19 protein-coding genes are annotated in these 23,769 nt (G+C 36.4%); 13 read left to right on the plus strand and 6 right to left on the minus strand.

Annotation, left to right across the window (positions count from 1 at the left end; all coding sequences use genetic code 11):
• The first annotated feature begins 51 nt into the window (after nt 1–51).
• Entirely contained in the window at nt 52–7,524 is a 7,473-nt protein-coding gene (locus FOT98_RS08470; protein WP_063262514.1) for a beta strand repeat-containing protein, read from the plus strand.
• Nucleotides 7,525–7,575: 51 nt separating this feature from the next.
• Here the strand turns inward: FOT98_RS08470 and FOT98_RS08475 are convergent, their stop codons facing one another.
• Complete coding sequence (locus tag FOT98_RS08475; protein WP_063262515.1) at nt 7,576–8,133, minus strand: CatB-related O-acetyltransferase; 558 nt, start codon at nt 8,131–8,133, stop codon at nt 7,576–7,578.
• A gap of 140 nt (nt 8,134–8,273) precedes the next feature.
• On the opposite strand from FOT98_RS08475, the gene FOT98_RS08480 reads away from it, so the two are divergent.
• The 8 genes from FOT98_RS08480 (at nt 8,274) to FOT98_RS08515 (ending at nt 13,399) form a co-directional block, all read left to right on the plus strand.
• A complete protein-coding gene (locus FOT98_RS08480) occupies nt 8,274–8,615 on the plus strand; it encodes an ASCH domain-containing protein (RefSeq protein WP_061678466.1) in 342 nt (113 codons plus the stop codon).
• Nucleotides 8,612–9,007, plus strand: coding sequence for an NUDIX hydrolase (locus FOT98_RS08485; RefSeq protein WP_063262516.1), 396 nt, complete (start codon nt 8,612–8,614; stop codon nt 9,005–9,007). The genes FOT98_RS08480 and FOT98_RS08485 overlap by 4 nt, the downstream gene beginning before the upstream one ends.
• Nucleotides 9,008–9,093: 86 nt before the next feature.
• Nucleotides 9,094–9,714 (plus strand): acetate uptake transporter, encoded by a 621-nt coding sequence (locus FOT98_RS08490; protein ID WP_000070938.1) that lies wholly within the window; start codon nt 9,094–9,096, stop codon nt 9,712–9,714.
• A gap of 141 nt (nt 9,715–9,855) precedes the next feature.
• On the plus strand, nt 9,856–10,299 hold the full coding sequence (locus FOT98_RS08495; RefSeq protein WP_001062768.1) for a flavodoxin: 444 nt from the start codon (nt 9,856–9,858) through the stop codon (nt 10,297–10,299).
• Between the two features lie 16 nt (nt 10,300–10,315).
• Nucleotides 10,316–11,215, plus strand: coding sequence for a WD40/YVTN/BNR-like repeat-containing protein (locus FOT98_RS08500; protein ID WP_063262517.1), 900 nt, complete (start codon nt 10,316–10,318; stop codon nt 11,213–11,215).
• Nucleotides 11,216–11,431: 216 nt separating this feature from the next.
• Entirely contained in the window at nt 11,432–11,632 is a 201-nt protein-coding gene (gene cspB, locus FOT98_RS08505) for a cold shock-like protein CspB (RefSeq protein ID WP_001179148.1), read from the plus strand.
• A 194-nt stretch (nt 11,633–11,826) separates the two neighbouring features.
• On the plus strand, nt 11,827–12,672 hold the full coding sequence (locus tag FOT98_RS08510; RefSeq protein ID WP_063262518.1) for an exonuclease: 846 nt from the start codon (nt 11,827–11,829) through the stop codon (nt 12,670–12,672).
• A gap of 379 nt (nt 12,673–13,051) precedes the next feature.
• Nucleotides 13,052–13,399, plus strand: a complete 348-nt coding sequence (locus FOT98_RS08515; RefSeq protein ID WP_063262519.1) for a hypothetical protein — start codon at nt 13,052–13,054, stop codon at nt 13,397–13,399.
• Nucleotides 13,400–13,791: 392 nt separating this feature from the next.
• Here the strand turns inward: FOT98_RS08515 and FOT98_RS08520 are convergent, their stop codons facing one another.
• Nucleotides 13,792–14,883 carry a DUF3900 domain-containing protein gene (locus FOT98_RS08520; RefSeq protein ID WP_000345047.1) on the minus strand — a complete coding sequence of 364 codons (1,092 nt, stop codon included), beginning with the start codon at nt 14,881–14,883 and terminating at the stop codon, nt 13,792–13,794.
• Nucleotides 14,884–14,999: 116 nt separating this feature from the next.
• Entirely contained in the window at nt 15,000–15,326 is a 327-nt protein-coding gene (locus tag FOT98_RS08525; protein ID WP_063262520.1) for a hypothetical protein, read from the minus strand.
• Between the two features lie 531 nt (nt 15,327–15,857).
• On the opposite strand from FOT98_RS08525, the gene FOT98_RS08530 reads away from it, so the two are divergent.
• Nucleotides 15,858–16,769, plus strand: a complete 912-nt coding sequence (locus FOT98_RS08530) for a VanW family protein (RefSeq protein WP_061677723.1) — start codon at nt 15,858–15,860, stop codon at nt 16,767–16,769.
• Between the two features lie 174 nt (nt 16,770–16,943).
• Nucleotides 16,944–17,852, plus strand: a complete 909-nt coding sequence (locus FOT98_RS08535; protein ID WP_063262521.1) for a VOC family protein — start codon at nt 16,944–16,946, stop codon at nt 17,850–17,852.
• 21 nt (nt 17,853–17,873) lie between these two features.
• Here FOT98_RS08535 and FOT98_RS08540 read toward each other — a convergent pair whose 3' ends face one another.
• Nucleotides 17,874–18,791: a hypothetical protein gene (locus FOT98_RS08540; protein WP_063262522.1), complete on the minus strand. Its 918-nt coding sequence runs from the start codon at nt 18,789–18,791 to the stop codon at nt 17,874–17,876.
• Complete coding sequence (locus FOT98_RS08545) at nt 18,788–19,306, minus strand: GNAT family N-acetyltransferase (protein WP_063262523.1); 519 nt, start codon at nt 19,304–19,306, stop codon at nt 18,788–18,790. Before FOT98_RS08545 ends, FOT98_RS08540 begins: the two co-directional genes overlap by 4 nt.
• 303 nt (nt 19,307–19,609) lie before the next feature.
• On the opposite strand from FOT98_RS08545, the gene FOT98_RS08550 reads away from it, so the two are divergent.
• Nucleotides 19,610–20,287, plus strand: coding sequence for an MgtC/SapB family protein (locus FOT98_RS08550; RefSeq protein ID WP_063262524.1), 678 nt, complete (start codon nt 19,610–19,612; stop codon nt 20,285–20,287).
• Between the two features lie 202 nt (nt 20,288–20,489).
• On the plus strand, nt 20,490–23,405 hold the full coding sequence (gene colA / locus FOT98_RS08555) for a collagenase ColA (protein ID WP_063262525.1): 2,916 nt from the start codon (nt 20,490–20,492) through the stop codon (nt 23,403–23,405).
• Nucleotides 23,406–23,455: 50 nt separating this feature from the next.
• On the opposite strand, the gene FOT98_RS08560 is transcribed toward colA, so the two are convergent.
• Nucleotides 23,456–23,662, minus strand: coding sequence for a hypothetical protein (locus FOT98_RS08560; protein WP_063262526.1), 207 nt, complete (start codon nt 23,660–23,662; stop codon nt 23,456–23,458).
• Nucleotides 23,663–23,769: the final 107 nt, after the last annotated feature.

Genomic DNA, 23,769 nt, shown 5'->3' on the forward strand with positions numbered 1-23,769 from the left:
ACATTTTATAGTATAGAGCACTTTATACTATAATTGAAATGAGATGATTGTGTGCCTTTTATAAATCGTTTTACGACGACAGTACCTGGTGCCGTCACGTTCACTGGAAATACGCTGGGACTTAGCCCTACATCACCTGCACCAGGTAATATTTTTGGTACACTTGCTGTGTTTACGACAGTAAATACAGCGTTGCAAGTACCAGGATTCCCAGCAGGGACAACAGATGAGTGGCAATTGAATTCTTCAAGTGCAATTTTAAATCTTCCAGCGGGAAGCAGTGTGTTATATGCAGAATTAGTTTGGGCCGGTACTTTCCGGACTGATACGGAAGATGTTTTACCTTTTTTAAATGATAACATTACATTTACAACGCCAGCAGGGACGTTTTCTGTTACGCCAGATCCTGCTACCGCGCAACAAGGTTCAGTAGGAAACCAATTTTATTACGCTCGCTCTGCTAATGTAACGAATCTTGTTAGTGCAGGTGGGGCAGGAACTTATACAACGGGTGCAGTGCCAGCCGCAAGAACTTCATCTGATCCAACTATCAGTCGTTCGGCTGGTTGGACACTTGAGGTTGTTTATCAAAATGCAAGTTTGCCACTTCGGAATTTGTCAGTTTATGCAGGTCAAGAAATTATCGATGCTTCATCACCACCGGTTGATGCTACTATTTCAGGATTTGCTACCCCAGCCACAGGAGTTGTAACAGGACGAGTGCTCGTAACTGCTCAAGAAGGTGATTCTAACATTGTTGGAGATCAACTTCGCTTTGGACCGAATGCAAATGCTACAGTTGCATTATCCGGCCCGAGAAACCCTGCTAATAATTTCTTTCAGTCACAAATTTGTAACGACATTGGAGAGTTAGATACAACTGGAACGTTTGGAGATTTGAATCAGCCATTAGGGATAGCTTTAGCGGTCCGAAGGCAAGGGTGGGATATTACAAATGTAAATGCCTCTGCATCATTAGTAAACAATCAAACGTCAGCAACGGTTCGATTCGTTACAAATGGAGATGGATACGCTGCAGCTGGTTTTGGGGTTCAAATTGATGCAACGGGGCCAATTATTAATCCTGTTAAATCGGTCAATAGAACAGTTGCAGGAGTTGGAGATATTCTTACCTACACAATTACAGTTCCTAATACAGGTACGGGAAGTGCAGAAAATGTTATATTACAAGACAGTATTCCGAACGGAACGACGTTTGTTACAGGTAGTGTAACAGTAGGGGGAGTAACACAGCCGAATGCGAACCCTGCTAATGGAATTAATTTAGGCACAATCCCAAATAACACGCAAAGAGTTGTTACATTTCAAGTGCGAATAACATCGTTCCCAAACCCAAATCCTATTTCAAATCGTGCAATGGTCTCATATCAATTCCGTCCTTTTGTCGGTAGTCCACCTATTACTAGTATGTCTTCTTCAAATACAGTACAAACGACAGTGAATCAAGCAACTATAAGTATGCAAAAAACTGTAGATTTACAGACTGCAACACTTAATGATGTATTAACATACACGATTAATGTGACGAATAATGGAAATGTCACTGCAAATAATGTTGTTTTTGTTGATAGTATCCCTGGTGGAACAACATTTGTTCCAAATAGTGTTACAGTGAATGGAGTAGCACGTCCAGGAGCGAATCCAGCAAGCAGTATTAATATAGGAAGTATTAATGCATCGCAAACGACTGTAGTGCGCTTTCAAGTTCGAGTAACATCGAATCCTCTTGTCAATCCAATTCCAAACCGCGCGAGTGTAACATTTAACTTTATTCCAGTGCCTGGTCAACAACCAGTTTCAGGGCAAGCGACAAGTAATACTGTAGTTACGACAATTAATATAGCTGAAATAACAACGAGAAAAACAGTGGATAAAGCTTTTGCAACGGTTAACGATGTTCTTACGTACACGGTAACAATTCAAAATACAGGAAATGTACTTGCGACGAATGTTATTTTTCAAGATCCAATCCCAACTGGAACGACTTTTATCGCAAATAGTGTAACTGTAGATGGAATTTCGCAACCTGGAGCAAATCCGGGAACTGGGTTTACAGTTGCTAACATATCTCCAGGTGGAAGTAGGACAGTTACATTTCAAGTACGAGTAACTTCCACGCCATCAGGAGGTACGATTGCGAATCGCGGAAATGTATCTGCTAATTTCATCGTTAAACCGAATCAACCACCAGTAACGATTAATAGACAAACGAATACAGTTGTGACACAAGTGAATACAGGTGGTTTAAATGTAATAAAAGAAGTGAATACAACGCAAGCAGCAGTCGGTGACACTTTAACGTACACGATTGCCGTTCAAAATACAGGCAACGTTCCGTTAACAAATGTATTTTTCCAAGACCCTATTCCTTCTGCTGTTTCATTTGTTGCAAATTCTGTAACAATTAATGGAGTACCGCAAAGTGGATTGAGTCCAAATACAGGATTTTCTCTTCCGAATATTTCTGCGGCTCAAACCGTTGTAGTCACATTTGACGTATTAATTGTACAGGATCCAGAAAATGAAGCTATTTTAAATCAAGCAAATGTAACAGCGAGTTTTCAGGTGAATCCGAGTGAACCACCAGTAACAATCAATGTTCCGAGTAATGTTGTGAATACAACAGTACAATCAGGGAACTTTGAAGTTGTGAAATCAGTGAACACGGATGTTGCAACAGTAGGGGATGTTTTAGTATATACAATCGAAATTATAAATGCAGGTAGTGTACCAGCTACAAATGTATTTTTCCAAGATTCAATTCCACAAGGGACATTATTTATTGAAAATAGTGTAGTTGTTAATGGTGTTTTACAAGAAGGGGCAGATCCAGAACTTGGATTCCCATTAAATAATTTGCCTACTGGCGCGAGTGCAATTGTTACGTTTGAAGTATTAATTGATGAAATTCCCCAAGGAAATAATGTCGTAAATAATGCGAATGTAACTGGAGATTTCCTTGTAAATCCAACAGAGCCACCAATTACTGTAACAGTACCAAGTAATACTGTTATGACAGTGGTGAATTCTTCAGGGTTAAATGTAATGAAGAGTGTAAGCGCTACTGAAGCAGGAGTAGGAGATACGTTAACGTATACGGTTCGTATACAAAATAGTGGAACGGTAGCAGCGACAAATGTGTCATTCCTTGATCCAATTCCATCTGGAACCACTTTTGTAGCGAATAGTGTAACAATAAACGGGATATCTCAACCCGGTTTAAACCCAACAACTGGATTTCCACTTGCTAATATTCCAGTAGGAGGGATGGTAACAGTTACTTTTCAAGTGACGATCACGAGTGTACCACCAAATAGAGTTCTTCCGAATAATGCGAATGTAACTGCGGATTTCCAAGTAAGTCCTCTCCAGCCACCAATTACAATCGTGACGATTAGTAATATTGTTGTGACGCGAGTAAATGTGGGATCACTAAATGTAATGAAGAGTGTAAATACACCACAAGCAGGAGTAGGAGATACGTTAACGTATACGATTCTTATTCAAAATACAGGAACTGTTCCTGCAACGAATATTATTTTTCAAGATCCAATTCCGTCGGGTACTGCGTTTGTAGCAAATAGTGTGACGATAAATGGAGTTGTTCAACAAGGTGCGAATCCTATGGCAGGATTCCCAGTACCGAATATTCCGGTCGGACAAACGGCTACGATTACGTTTCAAGTTACAGTGACGAGTGTTCCGAGCGGTGGAAATATAAGAAACCAATCGAACGTTACTGCAAGTTTTCTTATAAATCCTGCAAACCCTCCAATAACGACTGTTACGAATAGTAACTTTGTAGTGACGCAAGTAAATACAGCTCGATTAAATATACAAAAATCTTCATCTGTACAACAAGCTGCACTTGGAGAAACTTACACGTATTCTATAGTCATTAGAAATAATGGAACGGTAACAGCGACGAATGTGTCATTCCTTGATCCAATTGCTCTAGAAACCACTTTTGTAGCAAATAGTGTAACGATAAATGGAACGCCTCAACCTGGATTTGATCCAAATATAGGTTTTACGCTTCCTAATATCGCTGCTGGAACAGCATTGACTGTAACGTTCCAAGTAACAGTAGTTGCGCCATCCACACGAGGAGCTGTACTAAACACGGCATCTGCTACAGCTACTTTTTTATTAAATCCTTTACAGCCCCCTGTAACAACGACGAATACAAGTAATACGACAGTAGTTACAATACCATTACCTCCTCCTGGTGAAGTAACAGCAATAAAAACAGTAAATGTTGCCGCTGGAGCTGTTGGAGATGTATTAACGTATACAGTGCTAATAACGAATGTAGGAATTATTCCTGTTACAGATGTACTTTTTCAAGATGTCATTCCGGAAGGGACAACGTTTGTTGACAATAGTGTAACGATAGGTGGAATACAGCAACTTGGATTAAATCCAGAAATAGGCTTTACAGTTAGTCCATTATTAAATGCTGGAGCGAGTATTTCTGTAACGTTCCAAGTGACCATTACGGAAATTCCAGATAATGAAGTCATATTAAATGATGCTGACGTTACATTTACTTCACAACCGAATCCGCAGGAGCCACCGATTACGCAAACGATATTAACGAATTTAGTCGTTACGACAATTAATATAGCTTCAATTTTCCCAGTAAAAATAGTAGATAAAGAGGCGGCGACGGTTGGGGAAATATTAACTTATGATGTCCTAATTTTTAACTTTGGAACAGTGCCGGCAACGAATGTTCAATTTCTTGATTCAAGTACGAGTGGTGTAGCATTTGTACCAGGAAGTGTGAGTATAAACGGCGTCCCGGAACCTGGATTAGATCCGTTTATAGGCTTTACAGTTCCCGATATACCTGTAGATGATTTTGTGCTTGTCACATATCAAGAGATGGTAACGAGTATTCCTCAAGGGGGAACAGTTGTAAACTTTGTAGATGTTACGGCTACATTTGCTGTAAGTGAAACAGAGCCGCCTATTACTGAAACGACAACAAGTAATACGACATTAACAGAAATCAATGAACCTGGATTCAACGTTTTAAAATCAGTAAGTCAGCCAATTGTTGCAGTAGGCGATACAATCACATATACAACAGTAGTTCAAAATACGGGAACAGTGATAGCGACGAATGTTCAATATAGTGATGTATTACCGTCCTCAATAACATTGGTACCGGATAGTGTAACGATAGATGGTGTGCTACAACCTGGATTAGATCCTAATAATGGATTCCCGCTTCCAGATATTAACCCGGGAGGAAGTGTAGAAGTCACATTCCAAGTAACCGTTGTCAGTGTTCCATCAAACGGAACAATTGCCAATACGGCGAATGTTACGGGAAGTTTTATATTAGTACCAGGAGAACCACCAGTTGTAGTGAATCAGCCAAGTAACACAACGCTAACAACTGTAAATAGAGGAAGCTTTACTATTATTAAACAAGTAAATAGAGCAGCTACTCTAATAGGGGATGTATTAACCTATACAGTGCAAATAACGAATACAGGAACAGTAACAGCAAATAATGTTCAATTTATTGATACGATTTCAGCAGGAGCGTCATTTGTCCCAAATAGTGTAACGGTAAATGGAGCCCTGCAACCAAACTTAAATCCGATTACTGGCTTTGAAGTTGGAGATATACTAGTTGGTGAAACGGTTATAGTGACGTTTCAAGCGACAGTTATAAACATCCCGTCATCAGGAACAATCACGAACGTTGCAAATATAACAGGAAGTTTTACTTTAGTGCCAGGAGAGCCACCAGTTGTAGTAACTGAACCGAGTAATACGACAATAACAAGGGTAAATAGAGGACGATTTAATGTTATAAAAACCGTGAATAAGCAAGCAACACGATTAGGAGATACGTTAACGTATAGTGTGCAAGTTACAAATACGGGAACGGTAACAGCGACCAATGTTCAATTTATTGACGTTCCATCGCCTGGTTTAGAATTCATTCCTGGAAGTGTACAGATAAATGGGATTCCGCAAGTAGGTTTAGATCCTTTTGTAGGCTTTTCATTACCTGATCTCGCAGTTGGAAATGGCGTATTAATAAAGTTCGAAGTAACTGTAATCGCAATACCACCTTCTAATAGTATTATGAATTCGGCGAGTGTAACGGGTGATTTCGTATTGATTCCAGGAGAACCCTCGTTTACAATTACGAATTTAAGTAATACGACAGTCACGCCAGTAAATAGAGGTAGTTTAGATATGCTGAAAGAAGTAGATCATCCAATTGTTGGAGTAGGAGAAACAGTAACGTATACTGTTCGTATATTAAATACCGGTACTGCTGATGCGATGAATGTTCAATTTATAGATGTGTTATCTCAAGAAGCTGATTTCGTCGCAAATAGTGTAACGATAAATGGAGTTCCGCAGCCGGGGTTAAATCCGCAGGTTGGATTTACGATACCAGATATTCCGGTTGGTGAGACTGTACTTGTAACGTATGAAGCTACGATTACAAGTTTTCCAGATGGTGGTACAGTAGTAAACGTTGCTGGAGCGTTAGCAGAGTATATTTTAGTACCAGGAGAGCCGCCAGTTACAGTAATGGACACGAGTAATACAGTTATTGTAACGGTAAATACTGCAATTTTATTTGTTGCAAAAGGAGCGGATTTTGAAGTAGCAATGGTAGGAGATGTTGTCACTTACGGAATTGCTGTTATTAATGATAGTACAGTTCCTGTGACGAATATTGTTTTAACAGATATCATTGATCCGAATACGTTATTTATAAATGGCACAGTAACAGTAAATGATGTACCTCTTCCATTTGCTAATCCGAATACTGGTATTCCGTTAGGTGATTTTCAGCCAAATGATGCAGCAATTATTAATTTCCAAGTTGTAATAACAGGAGGACAAATAAATAATCTAGTTACAAATACTGCTACAGCGAATGGATTTGCAACTGTGAATCCAAATGAACCGCCTGTAGTAGTTGAGGGCGATAGTAATACAGTTGTTATCCCGTTTATTCCTCAAAATGTTTCAACGACAGTCGTAAAAACGGCAGATCATCAAACAGCAACGATAGGCGATGTTATTACGTTTACGACAGTTATTACGAATACGGGGGATACTGTCATACAAAATATTCGTTTTCAAGATATGTTAGATAGTAGTGTTCGATTTGTCATTGGAAGTGTAACAGTTGATAATACGCCAGTGCCAAATGTAAACCCAGTATCAGGATTTCTTATAGGAAGTTTAAATCCAGGTGAAGCACGGACAGTTTCGTTCCAAGTAGCAGTGGAGAGTGCACCAAGCGGTTCAGGGAATTATATAAATCAAGCGAGTATTCGCTTTGAACATCAAGTAGGTACAGTGTTACCACCTGTTACACAAATAATAGAAAGTAATATTGTTGTCATACCGTTTTTCCCAACAATCGAACAAATTTGTGAAACAAACTTTAATTGCTTAGATATAATTCCATTTCAATGTTCTCCGTGTAATCAGTTGCACAGGCATAAAAAATAAAACAAAAAAGAGCATCCTAAAAGAATAGGGTGCTCTTTTTATGTGTATTGATCATATAGATTCATTTTCGGGCGAGGTAAAAAACTCGTTAATTTTGTTGGAAAGTAGAAATGGAATGGCTCCTTTTATAACAGAAATATCCCAGTCCCACCATGCGAGATTTTCTAGTTTTTCAATGATTTCCTGCGGGAAACGATATCGAACAAATTTTGCAGGATTACCAGCTACAATTGCATATGGTGGGACATCTTTTGTAACGACACTCTTTGCACCAATAATGGCACCGTTACCAATCGTAACACCAGATAAAATGCAGGATTGATAACCAATCCATACATCATTGCCGACTACGATATCACCTTTTGAAGAAGGGTGACCAGTAATATGTGCTCCTTCATCAAAAAGTGCATTAAATGGGTAAGTCGTTATCCAGTCTGCGCGATGTTCACCACCAAGTATGAACACGACTTCTTCCCCTAATGAACAAAACTTACCTATTTTTAATTTTGTTTCATCATTCCAAGAAAAAATAGTTGGACCTACTTTACTGTAAGTATAATCACCGATATCATATTTATTATATTCAGGATTTTGATTTAAATATAACATACCAATTTTAGCATCCTCTCTAAAGCAAGTAATGGATATAGAACATTATATGCAACTTAGAATAAGTCGAACTGTGTTGTATAAATTGGTAATGCACAAATATAGTAGTAGATGCAACGAATAAAAAAGGAGTGGAATGAATGATATACGAAATGGGGTTATATAATAAACCTTTTCAATCAATTCAATCAGGACAAAAAGTATATGAAGTACGTTTATACGATACAAAACGTCAGCTTATAAAACAAGGAGATCATATTGTATTTACGAACCTTACGACGTCAGCAACGATGACTGTAAAAGTAACGGAAATAAAACGATACGAAAGTTTTAAAGCAATGTACGAACAAATTGATAAAAAATTATTGGATTGTGAAAATGATAGTTTGGAGGAGATGCTAGAAAATACATACAAAATATATACGAAAGAACAAGAACAAAAGTGGGGAACAGTTGCAATTGGTATTGAGGGAATAAAATGATAAGAAATCGCGGCGCGGCTATCATTGTGCAGGAAGGTAAAATTGCTCTTATAAAACGTATTCGAGAAGGGGAAACATATTATGTTTTTCCAGGCGGAGGAATTGAAAAAGGAGAAACACCTGAAGAAGCAACGAAGCGAGAGGTATATGAAGAGTTAGGGGTACATATAGAAGTGGAGCATCTAATTGCAACGGTGGAGTATAAGGGTACGGAGTATTATTATAATGCCTATATTACAGATGGAGTTTTCGGAAGTGGTGAAGCTGAGGAATTCGAGCTGAAAGATAGAGGGATTTATATTCCATTGTGGTTGCCGATACATGAGTTGAAAAAAGTGAATATAAAACCGTATGAAGTGGTCGGAAGTATTTTCAATCATTACAAAATGTAAGGTCTGACAACATACAAAAAAAACCATTGACATAGTCTTCTGATTTAAGTATTGTATTCGAGTATGTTTATAATCAGGAGGTTTATATGAGCAATCAAACTACTACACATCATGTGAAAATGACAACAGCAGATCCATCTGGAATTGGTCTATTTGGATTAGCGATGGTAACACTTGTAGCATCATCTCAAAAGTTAGGCTTAACAGATGGCGTTTCACTTGTATTACCATGGGCAATCTTTTTAGGAGGATTCGCACAAATCTTTGCGTGCATTCACGATGCAAAGCATAACAATACGTTCGGTACAACAGCATTCGGTGCATACGGCCTATTTTGGTTAGGTGTTGGAATGACTTGGTTAATTCAACTTGGAGTATTTGGCGAAAAATTAGCACAAGCTGCAGATTCAAAACAGCTTGGGGTAGCCTTTATCGGATATTTGATTTTCACAATCTTTATGACAATTGGTGCAATGGAAACACATAAAGTATTATTTATGATTTTCGTCCTTATTGATTTCTTATTTATCGGTCTTTCATTAAGTACTTTAGGTGTTATGCCGCATGCAATGCATAATTTAGCAGCATATTCTGAACTTCTTATTTCATTATTATCTTTCTATGGTTCAGCAGCAGCAGTGTTAAATACACACTTCGGAAAAGTTGTTTTACCAGTTGGAAAGCCGTTTGGTATTTTTAAAAAGTAATAAAAAAGCACAGATGATTGTATAGTCATCTGTGCTTTTTTGTATGAAGTAAACGGAAATAATAAAAATATAATTGAAATTGATTCTCATTATTAATATAATGAGAATGAGAATCATTTATTGTAAGAGGGGGATGCCGAAGTGGCGAAAATTTTAATAGCTTATGCAAGTATGTCAGGAAATACAGAGAGTATTGCTGATTTAATTAAAGTTAGTTTAGATGCTTTTGATCATGAAGTAGTATTACAAGAAATGGAAGGCATGGATGCAGAAGAATTGTTAGTCTATGATGGAATTATTTTAGGATCTTATACGTGGGGCGATGGTGAACTACCATTTGAAGCGGAAGATTTCCATGATGACTTGGATAATATAGATTTATCAGGGAAAAAAGTAGCGGTATTCGGATCAGGGGATACGGCGTATGAACTGTTTTGTGAAGCGGTAACGATATTTGAAGAGAAACTTGTAGAACGCGGTGCAGAGCTTGTACAAGAAGGGTTGAAAATTGAACTAGCTCCAGAAGATGAAGAGGATGTTGAAAAATGCAGTAATTTTGCAATTGCATTTGCTGAGAAGTTCTAAGAATGGGAGTGTCAACGTGGAGACAATGCTAAGTGCGACCGCTATCACAAAGTTAAGAGATGGAAAACTTATGTTAGCTACTACATATAATGGCTTATTTATTGAACAAGACGGAGAATGGAAACAAATTTTAAATGGTTTTCAAAAACGAATTAGGGATTTACATAGCGAGGATAATGTAGTGTATGGTGTAGGGGACGAAGGGATTTTTATTCGTAGTATGAATGGTGGAGAGAACTGGACGGTGCAGCGTTTTCCAACAAAAGCAACGAGTTGGAATGTGTGTAGTAATGTAAAAGGAACTGTCATTGCTCATGGAGATAAAACGTTGTATCATTCGAATGATTTTGGTTCGACATGGGAAACCATTCATCCATTTCTTGAGTATGGTGGCGAGGCACCATCTATTCGATCGTTATTTTTATATAAACATTACTTATTTATCGGTACGAAAATACATGCTAAATATGGTGGTGTTTGGCTCTTTAATTTGGAGACACGTAAATTAAAGAGGATTAAGATCGTGATAAATCAGATGATCTCAGCGTTGACTTTACACAATTCTTATATAGTAGCAGCCAGTGGGTCGTGCAAGGGGAGTAGCGGGAATATTTCTTTTTGTAAAATAGATGAAAGTATTGATAGTGAAAAAATATATTGGCACACATGTCAAAGTGAGCAGAAAGCAAGTAGCTATTTAGCCTTAAGTGTAGATCAACATGTGCTATATACAACGTCAACGCAAAATAAGGCGGGAATTAGTACGGTTTGTCGTGTACTCCTAGAAGAAGGACTTGTTACAGTATGTGACTCAGTTAAAGGGCATGGCTGGCGCATTGTTAACCAAAAAGAGGGCTATGTTGTAGCTGGATCAGGTGAATCAAAAGCAATGCAGCGGAAGAAAAAAGTTATATAGCAAAAAAAACTTTGCTTTTATTATAGTGATATGATATATTATATCTAAACCATTTTACTTTTAATAATATAGAGATTTAAATGAGCTGTAACTTCCGAGGAGGATAGCAATGTTAAATCTCCTCTGGGGTTGCAGTTTTTTAATGTCTGAAGTATTATTGTAAAGTGGTTGAAAATGAATATGTACATATAGGTACATTGTAGGAGGATTTTTTAAATGCAAAACGGTAAAGTAAAATGGTTTAACTCAGAAAAAGGTTTCGGTTTCATCGAAGTTGAAGGCGGAGAAGACGTATTCGTTCATTTCTCAGCTATCCAAGGCGACGGCTTCAAAACTTTAGAAGAAGGCCAAGAAGTTACTTTCGAAGTAGAACAAGGTAACCGTGGACCTCAAGCTACAAACGTTAACAAGAAGTAATTATGGAAAAAAGAAGGGCTTGCCCTTCTTTTTTTTTGCATTTTTTATTGAATAGCCTCCCATGTACATAGCATAATGAGATTGAATTTTCGTTTTTTAGACGAAGTATTTCATGCATAAAGTGCATGAATGAATAAATAAATACTGAAAATAGAGTATGTGTGTGAAAAGGAATGTAGAAAGAGGTAAATAAATTGGAAAACGCTACACATTTTATTGTGTTTGATATAGAGAGAAATTTTAGGCCGTATAAATCAGAAGATCCGTCAGAGATAGTTGATATCGGGGCTGTAAAAATAGAAGTAAGTACAATGAAGGTAATTGGAGAATTTTCAGAGTTAGTAAAACCGAGTGCACGTCTTACTCGTCATACGACAAAATTAACGGGAATTACAAAGGAAGATTTAATTGGTGTGGAGAAATTTCCGCAAATTATAGAGAAATTTATTCAGTTTATCGGAGAAGACTCTCTATTTGTTTCGTGGGGAAGAGAAGATTATCGTTTTCTATCTCATGATTGTACGTTACACGGTGTAGAATGCCCATGTATGGAAAAAGAGAGAAAATTTGATTTACAGAAATTTGTTTTCCAAGCGTATGAAGAACTATTTGAGCATACACCAAGTTTACAATTTGCAGTAGAACAGCTCGGCTTAACATGGGAAGGGAAGCAACATCGAGCATTAGCAGATGCTGAAAATACAGCCAAGATACTTCTTAAAGTATATAGCGAGAGAGATATTCATAAACGGTACAAAAGACATGGTGAACTTGAACTTGTAGAGAACGGAAAACTAACAGAAAAAGCGAAAAAAAAGATGCGCAAATGGGTATTTAAAGAAATGAGAAAAAATACAGAGCGTCCTTTCATTTGGAGTACATTTGAAAATAGTGACACGTGGGAAAATATAACGGAAAGATACTATATAAGCGAATCTACAATAGAACGATTGAAAAAGCATTTTCCTACGGCGGTTAGAAAGGCGGAAAGGCAGATTAGGCATTTGGCTGAGATGGAGGAGAATGTAGAGGTTAAATGACATTCTCCTCTATTTCTAGTTATATAAATTTAACGTCATTGTATTGATGGATGAATAAAGTATTCATATTAAGTAGGAATGGATTTGTTGGAATTGGGCCGTTATAATTGCTTTGAAAATTAAGGTATGGTAATAAATTCGAAATATATTGATAAGAACTCATAGTAATGAAAGAGGGTAGGGTTAAATGGAAGCAATCTTTAACATTTTAACCGTCTTAGTTTTTGGGATAATATTTACTACACTATTAGCACTAATTACACTTCCTTTTATAGCAAAAAAAAGAATTGGAAAACGCTTAATATATCTTTAAATCATGGTGTAATAAAGATTAAAATCGAAGAGTAAGGTAAGAGTTTTATATAAGGGAGGTGCGATAGTGATAGATATGGATATTAAAGACGTCACGGTACAGATGGACTTAAATGGAGTCTTTTGGAATGAGGATGGGATTGCTGAAATGACCGTGACTACAAAAGAAGAGCATTCTCTTCTTCTTCGTCTAGTAGTTGACTTAGAAAGTAAAACTATTAGGGCAACGAGTGCCGAAATAGTGAATGGATTCTGCCCTCTGTGCAAACAGAAAAGGGACGAATGTAGTGAACTGAATGACTTACAAAACAAAATGGATATTTTAGAAGAAGCTTACGATTGGGTGAGAGAGCATCCAGAATATCGTTTTCAATTATCTTTTTACGAGTACAATAAATTTGAGGTAGTAAAGTGAAATTTTCATTTTAATCACATACATAGTGACTACTCTAATGGAAATACGCTTGTACAACAAAGGAAGGAATCTACTAGATTCCGCAACAAATGTCATCTTGAGTTAAAAAATAAGCATATATTGTTATAAAACAGAGCAACCGATTCTTAGTAGAATCGGTTTTTTTATAAATATCAACTATGCCCCAAATAAAAGAGCGCTTGTTAACAGCGCTCAGGAAAAATAGTTATATGGAAGCATTTATCCCGCATTAACGGGCAGTAAGACCCCCCATCTTAGAATTCAGCTGAAGCAACGAAGTTAGGTGGGGGATCAACTGCCCGTAAAAGCCCGATTGGTTCAACTAATAATCAGTGGGGATAAACAAAACTCCTACTGATTCAAGTTTCACTTTATTCAATCCCGTTCGGGTCATAAGAATACTGCTGCTTATTCTCAATCCGTTCAATCACATCTTGCAACTCATCCGGCTTCAGAAACTCAATTGGAGAGAAGCCTTTCTCAAACGTAAGTGTATCAGCCTCAATCATTAATACGTATCGGTCATTTACCTTTGCGATATGTATTTGATCCCCGAAATCAGCCAGTAGAGCCTTTACAGAGATATGGTCTGCTTTTAGCTTTAATTCCACTTCAGGAGCATGCTCGACGATTTGAGCGGTAGCTTCCATTACTTCTTCGGTTGAAAATTGTTCCATAATTTCACGTTTCGGACTGGCAGCCCATACTTCCATCGCTTGGTCGAATTGTTCGCGTTCTTCCGTACCTTCTTCAAATACATCTTCAATTTGGTCGTATACCATGTCCATTACTTGTGTTTTCATAATTTCAGGCATAGAGCGTTCGTATTCGACGAATTTTAAGAAGTCTTCAAAGTAGCGGGCGTGTGATGCTTGGTGAATTTTTAATTCGCCCACTTCGACCATACCTTCTTCAGGCATGTACGGATATTGGATAGATTTCATGTTTTTTGTTGTGATGGCCATTTCAACGTTACGAATCAGTGTAGATTCATCTGAAATTGAAGCAACTTTCGGTTCAAAGTCACATTTCATAACGAAAACGAATGGATCATCAAAGTATTTGCGTAGTTTTGCTTGCGCAATTAAAAATACACCACCGCGTACAGCACTTGTGTCAAGATATGTATAAACGAGAGGTTCGCTCATATCTTTAAAGTTTTCTTTAGTTTCTGCAAAGCGAATGCGATTAAATAGGTTGTAATGAGGGTTTGAATCAAGTTCGTGTCCTTCTTCTACAATGAAGCGACCGATCTTTGTCGGAGCTTGTTCTGTTTTCGCATGACGTTCTACTTTTCGCTTTGAAATTTTTAATAATTCACCATTCAAAAATTCTTTTAAGGAGCTATCTTCATATTCTTCAGCGTCTAATGTTTGAAAATGTTTGTAGCGTTTATCAACAGCTTCACCTTTTCCTTCTACTTGTACAACATAAAAGGAAAGATAATTTATTTCAAAATCCATATTTATCACCTTGTTTCATTTCATTAACTCTTATCAGTATAGAGATGGAAAAAACTTTCGTCAATTTATATAAGGAAGGGGGAGCCCCTTCCTTCATATATTTTTTACTTTCGAAATTAAAATCCGTCTTCTAATGCTGAAAATGGAATGTTTAGTCTATTTTCTATTGTACGTAAACGTTGGTTTAAGCGGTTTAATCTACGTGTATGACGCTCAACCGTGTTTTCTAATTGACGTACTCTTTGTTCAAGCTCATTTACTCGTCTTTCTAGTTGACGGTTTCCAGTACCAGGAAAAGAGATTGGAAGTTGGAATTGTCGATTTTGATCATATGGATTAACTTGTTCTACCGGATCTATATATTGTTGGTATTGTGCTTGTAAATCATATTGAGGCTGATAACCATTTTGGTTATATGGATCGTATGGATTGTAGGGGTACATAAAACATCCTCCATTTCTTTAAAATAGGTTAATTTCACCATAATGTATGTGCAAAAGCGGAGCGGTGGCACGGCAAATACCTATTTATCCCGCTTTAATGGGCAGTAAGATCCCCACCTCAAAATGCAGCGAAAGCAAAGAAGTTAGGTGGGGGATCAACTGCCTCTAAAAGTCCGATTGGTTCAACTAATAATCAGTGAGGGATGAAGAAAACCCCCACTGATTAAAGTTTCACTTTATGTTCACAGGATGTTCCTTTATAAATAAGAATATGGAGTTTTTACATTTGTATTTCGTTCGTTTTATGGTATATACTGGATAATATAATGAGGTTACATAAAGGTTACAATTCAATCAAACTCAAACTTTTATGTAAATATGTATAGACATTTGGAAAAGAAAAGGGTAATTTATATAGAGTAAAAAATAACTTGTAACAATTTATAAATATATTGTAAAATGATTGTAACAAAACATACATAAAAATGAAATAATACATAAAAGTAATATTGGGAAAAAGGGGAGAGTATATTGTTCCGTAAAGTAAAGGGTATATTAGTTGGGGTGTTATGTGTAGCTATAGTGAGTGGTTGTGGTGCAAAAGTAAGTGATGTTGCATTAGTAAGTGATATTGGTGGACACACGGTAGAGGCTAAAGCAGAGGTTCAGGATTCTATTAGTTTAGTGGATGGTCGAACTGGTGCGGAAGTGAAAAAGCTAGATTTATCGAGTCTAGGTTATTTTGAAGACGAAGCAAAATTTAAAAAATCGGTAACGAAGGTTGCTAAGGAAGTTGGTAAAAACGTTGACAAAAAGATGGTTCCTTCACGTTTAGCATCTGATGGAAGTTGGCAGGAAGGAAAACCTTCTTATGAATTAATGGAAAAAGAATTAGTAGATAAATTATTAAATGTTGGTATGTGGGATTCTTCATATCAATTACCTATTGTTGAGAAAAAGCCTACTGCAACACTAAGTGATGCGCAAGGAAGTGGTACGGTAATTGGTAGATATGAAACGAATTTAGGTGGCTCAGCAGGTGGCCGTATTGAGAATATCCGTTTGTCAGCAGCGAGCATAAATGGAGTTGTATTAGCAAAAGGAGACAGTTTCTCTTTCAATGCATTAATTGGTGATACAACGCCGGATAAAGGATATCAATTAGGAAAAGAAATTGTAGATGGTAAATTAGTAGATGGATATGGCGGCGGTGTTTGTCAAACATCATCAACATTATACAATGCAGCAGATCAAGCTGGTTTGAAAATGGTAGAGAGAACAACACATTCTAAAACGGTAGGTTATGTTCCACAAGGAAGAGATGCTACAATTGCATATCCATACTTAGACTTAGTATTTGAAAACACGAATGATGCACCTGTGAAACTTTATATGGGCATTCAAGGTGGAAAGTTAGTTGCTGAAGTACATAAAATGAAATAAGAGCTAAAAAGTCACCTTTTCTGAAAGTTAGAAGAGGTGACTTTTTTATTATGAAAATAAAAATGTGTATAAATTCTGACTTTTCTTATTTACATAGGATGATTTTAGTTGTATCCTTCAAAGTAACGGCAATATGTAATGGAAAAATATTGAGATAAGGAGATGGAGTTATTCATGATACAAATTCATCCGCAAACACGTATTGGTCATGTTGAATTTAAAGTGCAAGATTTAGAGCGCCAAATTGCTTTTTATGAGAATGTAGTAGGCTTAGAAGTAATTAAGCAAGAGGCGAATAAAGCGTATTTATCAGGAAAAGGTGGAGAGAGCACGTTACTTGTTCTTGAAAAGTTAGAGGATGGGAGGCTGCAAGAGCCGCGTACGACTGGTATATATCATGTAGCCTTTTTAGTTCCGACTCGTGAAGCCTTTGCTTCGGCTTTATTTGGGGTGATTCGTAACAAGAATGTAATTGATAGCCCAGCTGAACAAGAAGGGCGTTATACATATTCTAATGAAATTTTACCAATTTCAAGGTTTAATAGTGCAAGTGATCATACGTATAGCGAAGCGTTTTATTTACAAGATTTAGAGGGAAATGGTATTGAAATTTACGCAGACCGTCCGCGTGATCAATGGGGAGAAGGACCAGGAGGAAGTACGCCGCTAGATTTAAAAGAACTGGCAACACTCGTTGATTATGAGGCTGATGGATTACCTGCTAATACTGTCGTTGGGCACGTACATTTACGAATAGCTGATGTAGAGAAGTCACATGAGTTTTATGTAGAGACAGTAGGGTTTGAAGTGCAACAACGCGAAGATGACTGCTTATTCATTTCAGCAGGAGGATATCATCACCATATAGGTGCAAATACGTGGAACGGCGTAAATAATCCACACCCACCCGCACATGCAACTGGACTTAAAGTGTATACAATTGTATTACCGCATAAAGAAGCGTTAGATGAAGTGAAAGAAAGATTAATAGAAAAACAACATAAAGTAAACGAAAGTACAAACGGATTTACAGTAGTAGATCCTAGTGGTATTACAGTGCAGTTTGAAATAGAAACAGTATAAAAGAAGTCGGAAGGTGTATAATCACTTTCCGGCTTCTTTTTGATACGTAATCCAAGTAGCACAAGGATTGAAAGGAAAGGATTTTAATATTTCCATTGCATATATACTCGTTGAATCGAATTCACCTTGAATGAAAGAATAACCGTGTTTACTTGCATACATAGCTTGTTTGAAAACGAGAAGTTTCAGTAAAGGTAAGTTTTCTTTAGTGTGGGTCCCGCCCCATCCTAGTTCTACTGTATTAGCCTTTTCTGATGTATGGAGGAAAGAGTACCCAATAATTTCATTCTCTTCATCTACCATTACAAAGCTCCCATCTAGTAATGCGTCATCAGCTAAGATCTGTTCTTTCCAAGCTTCGAGCGAGAATGAGGCAACCGGATTTGCTAGGTGAGTATCCTCATAATTCGTTTTTACTAAGTGAGCTAGCTTTTCAAAGAAGCTATTATTGGACAAGATATTTGATAAGCTTTGTACATCATAATCCGAATGAAGCATTGTATCGATAGGGATGATTTTTCGTACGTCTAACATTGGCATATAAGTTCTTCGGATTTCCGTAAAATTATGTTCTTCATAATAGGCTTGTAAATGAGCCGATGTTTCCCATATAGAGGTTTGTAATGGTAATTTGAAGTTTTCTCGTTTTAGAATCTCGTTTAATAAAAATTGTTCTATGTGTAGCTCTGAATAGAGAGGGTTCGTATATATTCGAAAGTATGTGCAGTATGGATGGAAGCTACTGTTCCAAGTGAAAAAGATGCCTACTACATCTTTTCTATAGCAGGCAACATACGCACATTTTGTTTTACTATCTCGTAATAAGTTAAATAGATAAGAGTCTTCACTATATAAATCAATAAGTTGTTTTCCTTTTAGCTCGTTACTTCTACTATATTTCTCTATAATAAGATTATTTTCATTGGATGACTTTTTCATAGATTAATCCAAAACCTTCTTACTACATTTCCATCTTCTTCAGTGAAATCATCATCACGAAGCCCACCGTTATGTAAAATTGTTTTTTCAGAAGCAGTATTCACTTCGTCGCAAACGACAAGTACTTTCTCGATGTTTAATTCCTTCGTTTTTTCTAGAGATAATTCTAATAATTTCGTAGCAAAACCTTTTCTTCTTTCAGAAGGGCGAATGCCATAACCAATATGACCTCCAGCGTTAAATAAATGTTCGGTTAAACTATGACGTATATTAACAGCCCCTACAATTTTATTTTCATCTGTGACGAGCCAATATGTAGAGTCTGGTACCCAAGATTCAGGAAGATTTATGCCGTTATGCGCATCGTGAAGTTCTTGAATCATTGCCGTGAAATTAGATGGATCTTTTGAGATAACCCATGGAATCATCGTTTCACCGCTATCTTTCCATTCTTTATAAAAATCTAAGTATTCTTCTTGTAAATCAGTAGTAGGTGTTAGTAAAGAGACGTTCATTGTTGGTAATCCCCTTTATTTATGTAGTATTTTTAAAAAATTACGACACAAAATGAAAACGTTTTCTTAATTTTCTCAACCTCATTTTATGCAATCCATATCTCGTTTTTAAATGGAAAGTACAGTTTATGGTTTTTCGTATAAAAAGTAGATTGAATTCATTTTATGTTAATATTAAAAATATTAACATAAATCACCTGGGATATTAAGTATATTTTAATGAAATGCTTTTATATCGATAAATAGATGTGTGTGATAATTTTTGTTTTATCTATCTATAATGAACGAAAGGGGGAAGGACTCGTGAGTGTAGATGTTGATCTAATTATACGAATCGGTGTTGCGGGTTTGTTAGGAGCAATAATTGGTATTGAAAGGGAAATTCGATCAAAAGAGGCGGGATTAAAAACACATTTCCTAGTAGCGGTAGGAAGTGCTTTAATAATGGTCGTTTCAAAATATGCCTTTTCAGATATTATGAATGAGGAACATATGGCTCTTGATCCGAGCCGTATTGCAGCGCAAGTTGTTAGTGGTGTAGGGTTTTTAGGTGCAGGTACAATTATTATACAAAAGCAGGCGGTGAAAGGATTAACGACAGCAGCTGGTTTATGGGCTACAGCCGGAATTGGATTAGCAATTGGTGCTGGCATGTATGTAGTAGGGATTGGAGCGACGATTCTCGTTTTAATTGGTTTAGAGATTGTGAGTCGTATTTTTAAGGTGCAATTTTTATTTCCGCAAAATATAACAGTGCAAATGTGTATAAATAAACATGAAGTGGTACAACAAATAGTAGAAATGCTACAAGTGAAAGGTATTCCAATACTTTCATATGAAGTAGAAGCTTTACAGCAAGGTACAGAAATAGTTTATAAGGTAGGGATGCAGCTGAAAAATATATCGTCAGAAGAAAAGAATGAATTTATTCAGCATATGCAAACATTACCGGAAGTTACGTTTATAAAGTTAAAATCATAGCGTTGAAAACGAGGATAGATGTAGCAGGAATTTCGCTATTATCTATCTTTTTTGATATAAAATTCACATAAAGTCAAGTGTTAATTTTGCTAGGCATGGATACATGTGTGAACGTTCCCTTATTTTTTCTCAATACAGAATAAAAAGTAAGAATAGTAAAATAATGGTGCGGGACACTAAAAAATGTAAGGTAGGGGAGAGCATGAAAGGCTATTCAAAAAAAGTGTTAGTAGGGGTAAGTTTTGCTAGTTTAATGTTAGGGAGTTTCCAAGGGAGCACATTGGCAGAAAGTACAAAGGGAGAGCAAGTTTCTTATCGGAATGTGCTCAAAATGGAGCCGGTTGGTGTACAATTACCAGTGCAAGAATTAGCTCATTCATCAAAAGTGCTTGAAAATAAGTCTTTTGAGAAAAGGCTACAACTTGCTGATTTGTCGCAAAGACCACCTGAAGTGAAAAAAGAAAGTAAGCAATTAGCTGCAGCGAAAACTTATACAATTGCTGAATTAAATCAATTAAGTAATCAGCAGTTAGTAGATTTACTTGTAACAATTGATTGGGAGCAAATTACGGGTCTATTTCAATTTAATAAGGATAGCCTTGCATTCTATCAAAATGATAGTAGGATGCAGGCAATTATTGATAAATTGAAGCAGCAAGGACAAGCTTATACGAAGGATGATTCAAAAGGGATTGAAACTTTAGTAGAGGTATTACGATCAGGATTTTATTTAGGATTTTATCATACAGAATTAAGTAAACTAAATGAGCGGAGCTATCATGATAAATGCTTACCTGCATTAAAAACGATTGCGAATAACTCGAATTTCAAACTCGGTACGTTAGAACAAAATAGAGTTGTATCATCATACGGAAAATTAATAGGAAATGCTTCGAGTGATATGGAAACGATAACATCAGCTGCAAAGATTTTTAAACAATATAATGATAATTTTTCTACATTGGTAGACAATCTATCAGCTGGAAATGCGATTTACGATATTATGCAAGGTGTGGATTACGACATTCAATCGTATTTGTACGATACGAGAAAGGAACCGAAAGATACAGTATGGTACCAAAAAATTGATAGCTATATTAATGAATTAAGTCGTTTTGCCTTAATTGGAACGGTGACGGCGAAGAATGGTTGGTTAATTAATAATGGTATTTATTATACAGGTAGACTTGGTACGTTCCATAGTACAGGAACGAAAGGATTGCAAGTTGTAACAGACGCGATGAAAATGTATCCGTATTTAGGAGAGCAATATTTCGTAGCGGCTGAGCAAATCGCGACGAATTATGGCGGGAAAGATGCAAATGGAAATGTTGTTAATTTAGATCAAATACGAGAAGATGGGAAGAAAAAATATTTGCCGAAAACGTATACGTTTGATGATGGTGCAATTGTTTTAAAAGCTGGAGATAAAGTGACAGAAGAAAAAGTAAAACGTCTATATTGGGCGGCAAAAGAAGTGAAGGCACAATTCCATCGTACGGTTGAAAGTGATCAACCTTTAGAAAAAGGAAATCCTGATGATGTATTAACGATGGTTATTTATAATAGTCCAGCTGAGTATCAATTTAATCGTCAATTATACGGATATGAAACGAATAACGGTGGCCTTTATATAGAAGGAACAGGTACGTTCTTTACTTATGAGCGTACGCCAGAAGAAAGTATTTATAGTTTAGAAGAATTGTTCCGACACGAGTTCACGCATTACTTGCAAGGTAGATATGAAGTACCAGGACTTTGGGGACAAGGTAAGATGTATGAGAATGAGAGATTATCTTGGTTTGAAGAAGGGAATGCGGAGTTTTTTGCAGGGGCAACGAGAACAGATAATGTTGTACCGAGAAAGAGTATTATAGGAGGGATATCTTCAAATCCAGCAGAACGTTATACGGCAGAGCGAACGTTAAATGCAAAGTATGGAACGTGGGATTTCTATAATTATTCCTTCGCTTTACAATCGTACATGTACAATAAGAGATATGATATGTTTGACAAAATTCATGATCTTATTAGAAAAAATGATGTAACAGCATATGATGCATACCGTTCTGCATTAAGTAAAGATGCGAATTTAAATAAAGAGTATCAAGATTATATGCAAATGTTAGTCGATAACCGTGAGAAATATAATGTTCCATTAGTATCAAATGATTATTTAGCAACACATGCACCAAAACCAGTTTCAGATATTGCGGCAGAAATTACAGCAGAAGCAAAATTAAGTAATGTATCAGTTAAGAAAAATAAATCACAGTTCTTTAATACATTTACACTACAAGGAACGTATACAGGTACTACTGCAAAAGGGGAATATGAAGACTGGAAAACAATTACACAAAACGTGAATGATACGTTAAAACGTTTAAGTGCAAAAGAATGGACAGGCTATAAAACAGTAACAGCGTATTTTGTAAATTATCGTGTAAATGCATCAGGACAATTTGAATATGATGTTGTATTCCACGGTATTAATACAGAAGAAGGTACTGTGAATAAGGCACCAGTTGCGGTTATAAATGGTCCATATAGCGGAAATATAAATGAAGCAATTTCGTTTAAAAGCGATGGATCAAAAGATGAAGATGGAAAAATTGTTGCTTATAAATGGGAGTTTGGTGATGGTACTGTAAGTAATGAACAAAATCCGATTCACGTGTATACAAAAGAAGGAACATATACGGCAAAATTAACAGTAACAGATGACAAAGGATTAACGAATACGGTTACAACGAATGTAACTGTTCAAAAGAAAGAAGATAACAGTGTAGAAAAAGAGCCAAATAACTCATTCCAGACAGCGAATAAACTGCAATTAAATCAAGTTTTACGTGCTAGTTTAGGAAATGGTGACACGAGTGATTACTTTGAAATTAATATAGAAACGGCGAAAAACCTACAAATTAATGTAACGAAGGAAAATAATATAGGAGTAAACTGGGTTCTTTATTCAGAAGCAGATTTAAATAATTATGTTACGTATGCTCAGCAAGAAGGAAATAAGTTAGTAGGAAGTTACTACACGTATCCAGGGAAATATTATTTACATGTGTATCAGTATGGTGGGGGAACAGGGAATTATACGGTAGAAGTGAAATAGAAAAAAGGTCGCCGTGATTGGCGACCTTTTTGTTACGCATTATAGAAAAATTAAATGAAATTTATAAAAGTCTGATAGGCGATACCAAGGGAAAATGCGGTAGCTACCATGTGTGCAGTCCATTTAGGCAGATTTAAATTCAATACGACATTATACAAGATTCCATATACGATACAAATGATTAATATAAATGCAATGAATTGAAGAACTAGAAAAAATAGTGGTTGTTCTAAAGAATTAATATCATGTTGTTCCATTTATTCTCACTTCCTTTATTTAATATATTAATATAATTAGTTCGAAAGTAAAGGGTTTATTTCTATAAAGTTCCAAATCGTGAAACTAAAAGGTACATTAGTAATTG

This window comes from Bacillus sp. HY001 (assembly GCF_007558965.1).
In the GTDB taxonomy this organism is placed as follows: domain Bacteria; phylum Bacillota; class Bacilli; order Bacillales; family Bacillaceae_G; genus Bacillus_A; species Bacillus_A mobilis.

Excerpts from the sequence above, each read along its gene's own strand:
- FOT98_RS08490 (WP_000070938.1), top strand. The coding sequence starts at position 9,094 with ATGAGCAATCAAACTACTACACATCATGTGAAAATGACAACAGCAGAT.
- FOT98_RS08485 (WP_063262516.1), top strand. The coding sequence starts at position 8,612 with ATGATAAGAAATCGCGGCGCGGCTATCATTGTGCAGGAAGGTAAAATT.
- colA (WP_063262525.1), top strand. The coding sequence starts at position 20,490 with ATGAAAGGCTATTCAAAAAAAGTGTTAGTAGGGGTAAGTTTTGCTAGT.
- FOT98_RS08480 (WP_061678466.1), top strand. The coding sequence starts at position 8,274 with ATGATATACGAAATGGGGTTATATAATAAACCTTTTCAATCAATTCAA.
- cspB (WP_001179148.1), top strand. The coding sequence starts at position 11,432 with ATGCAAAACGGTAAAGTAAAATGGTTTAACTCAGAAAAAGGTTTCGGT.
- FOT98_RS08525 (WP_063262520.1), bottom strand. The coding sequence starts at position 15,326 with ATGTACCCCTACAATCCATACGATCCATATAACCAAAATGGTTATCAG.
- FOT98_RS08540 (WP_063262522.1), bottom strand. The coding sequence starts at position 18,791 with ATGAAAAAGTCATCCAATGAAAATAATCTTATTATAGAGAAATATAGT.
- FOT98_RS08475 (WP_063262515.1), bottom strand. The coding sequence starts at position 8,133 with ATGTTATATTTAAATCAAAATCCTGAATATAATAAATATGATATCGGT.
- FOT98_RS08520 (WP_000345047.1), bottom strand. The coding sequence starts at position 14,883 with ATGGATTTTGAAATAAATTATCTTTCCTTTTATGTTGTACAAGTAGAA.
- FOT98_RS08545 (WP_063262523.1), bottom strand. The coding sequence starts at position 19,306 with ATGAACGTCTCTTTACTAACACCTACTACTGATTTACAAGAAGAATAC.
- FOT98_RS08535 (WP_063262521.1), top strand. The coding sequence starts at position 16,944 with ATGATACAAATTCATCCGCAAACACGTATTGGTCATGTTGAATTTAAA.
- FOT98_RS08560 (WP_063262526.1), bottom strand. The coding sequence starts at position 23,662 with ATGGAACAACATGATATTAATTCTTTAGAACAACCACTATTTTTTCTA.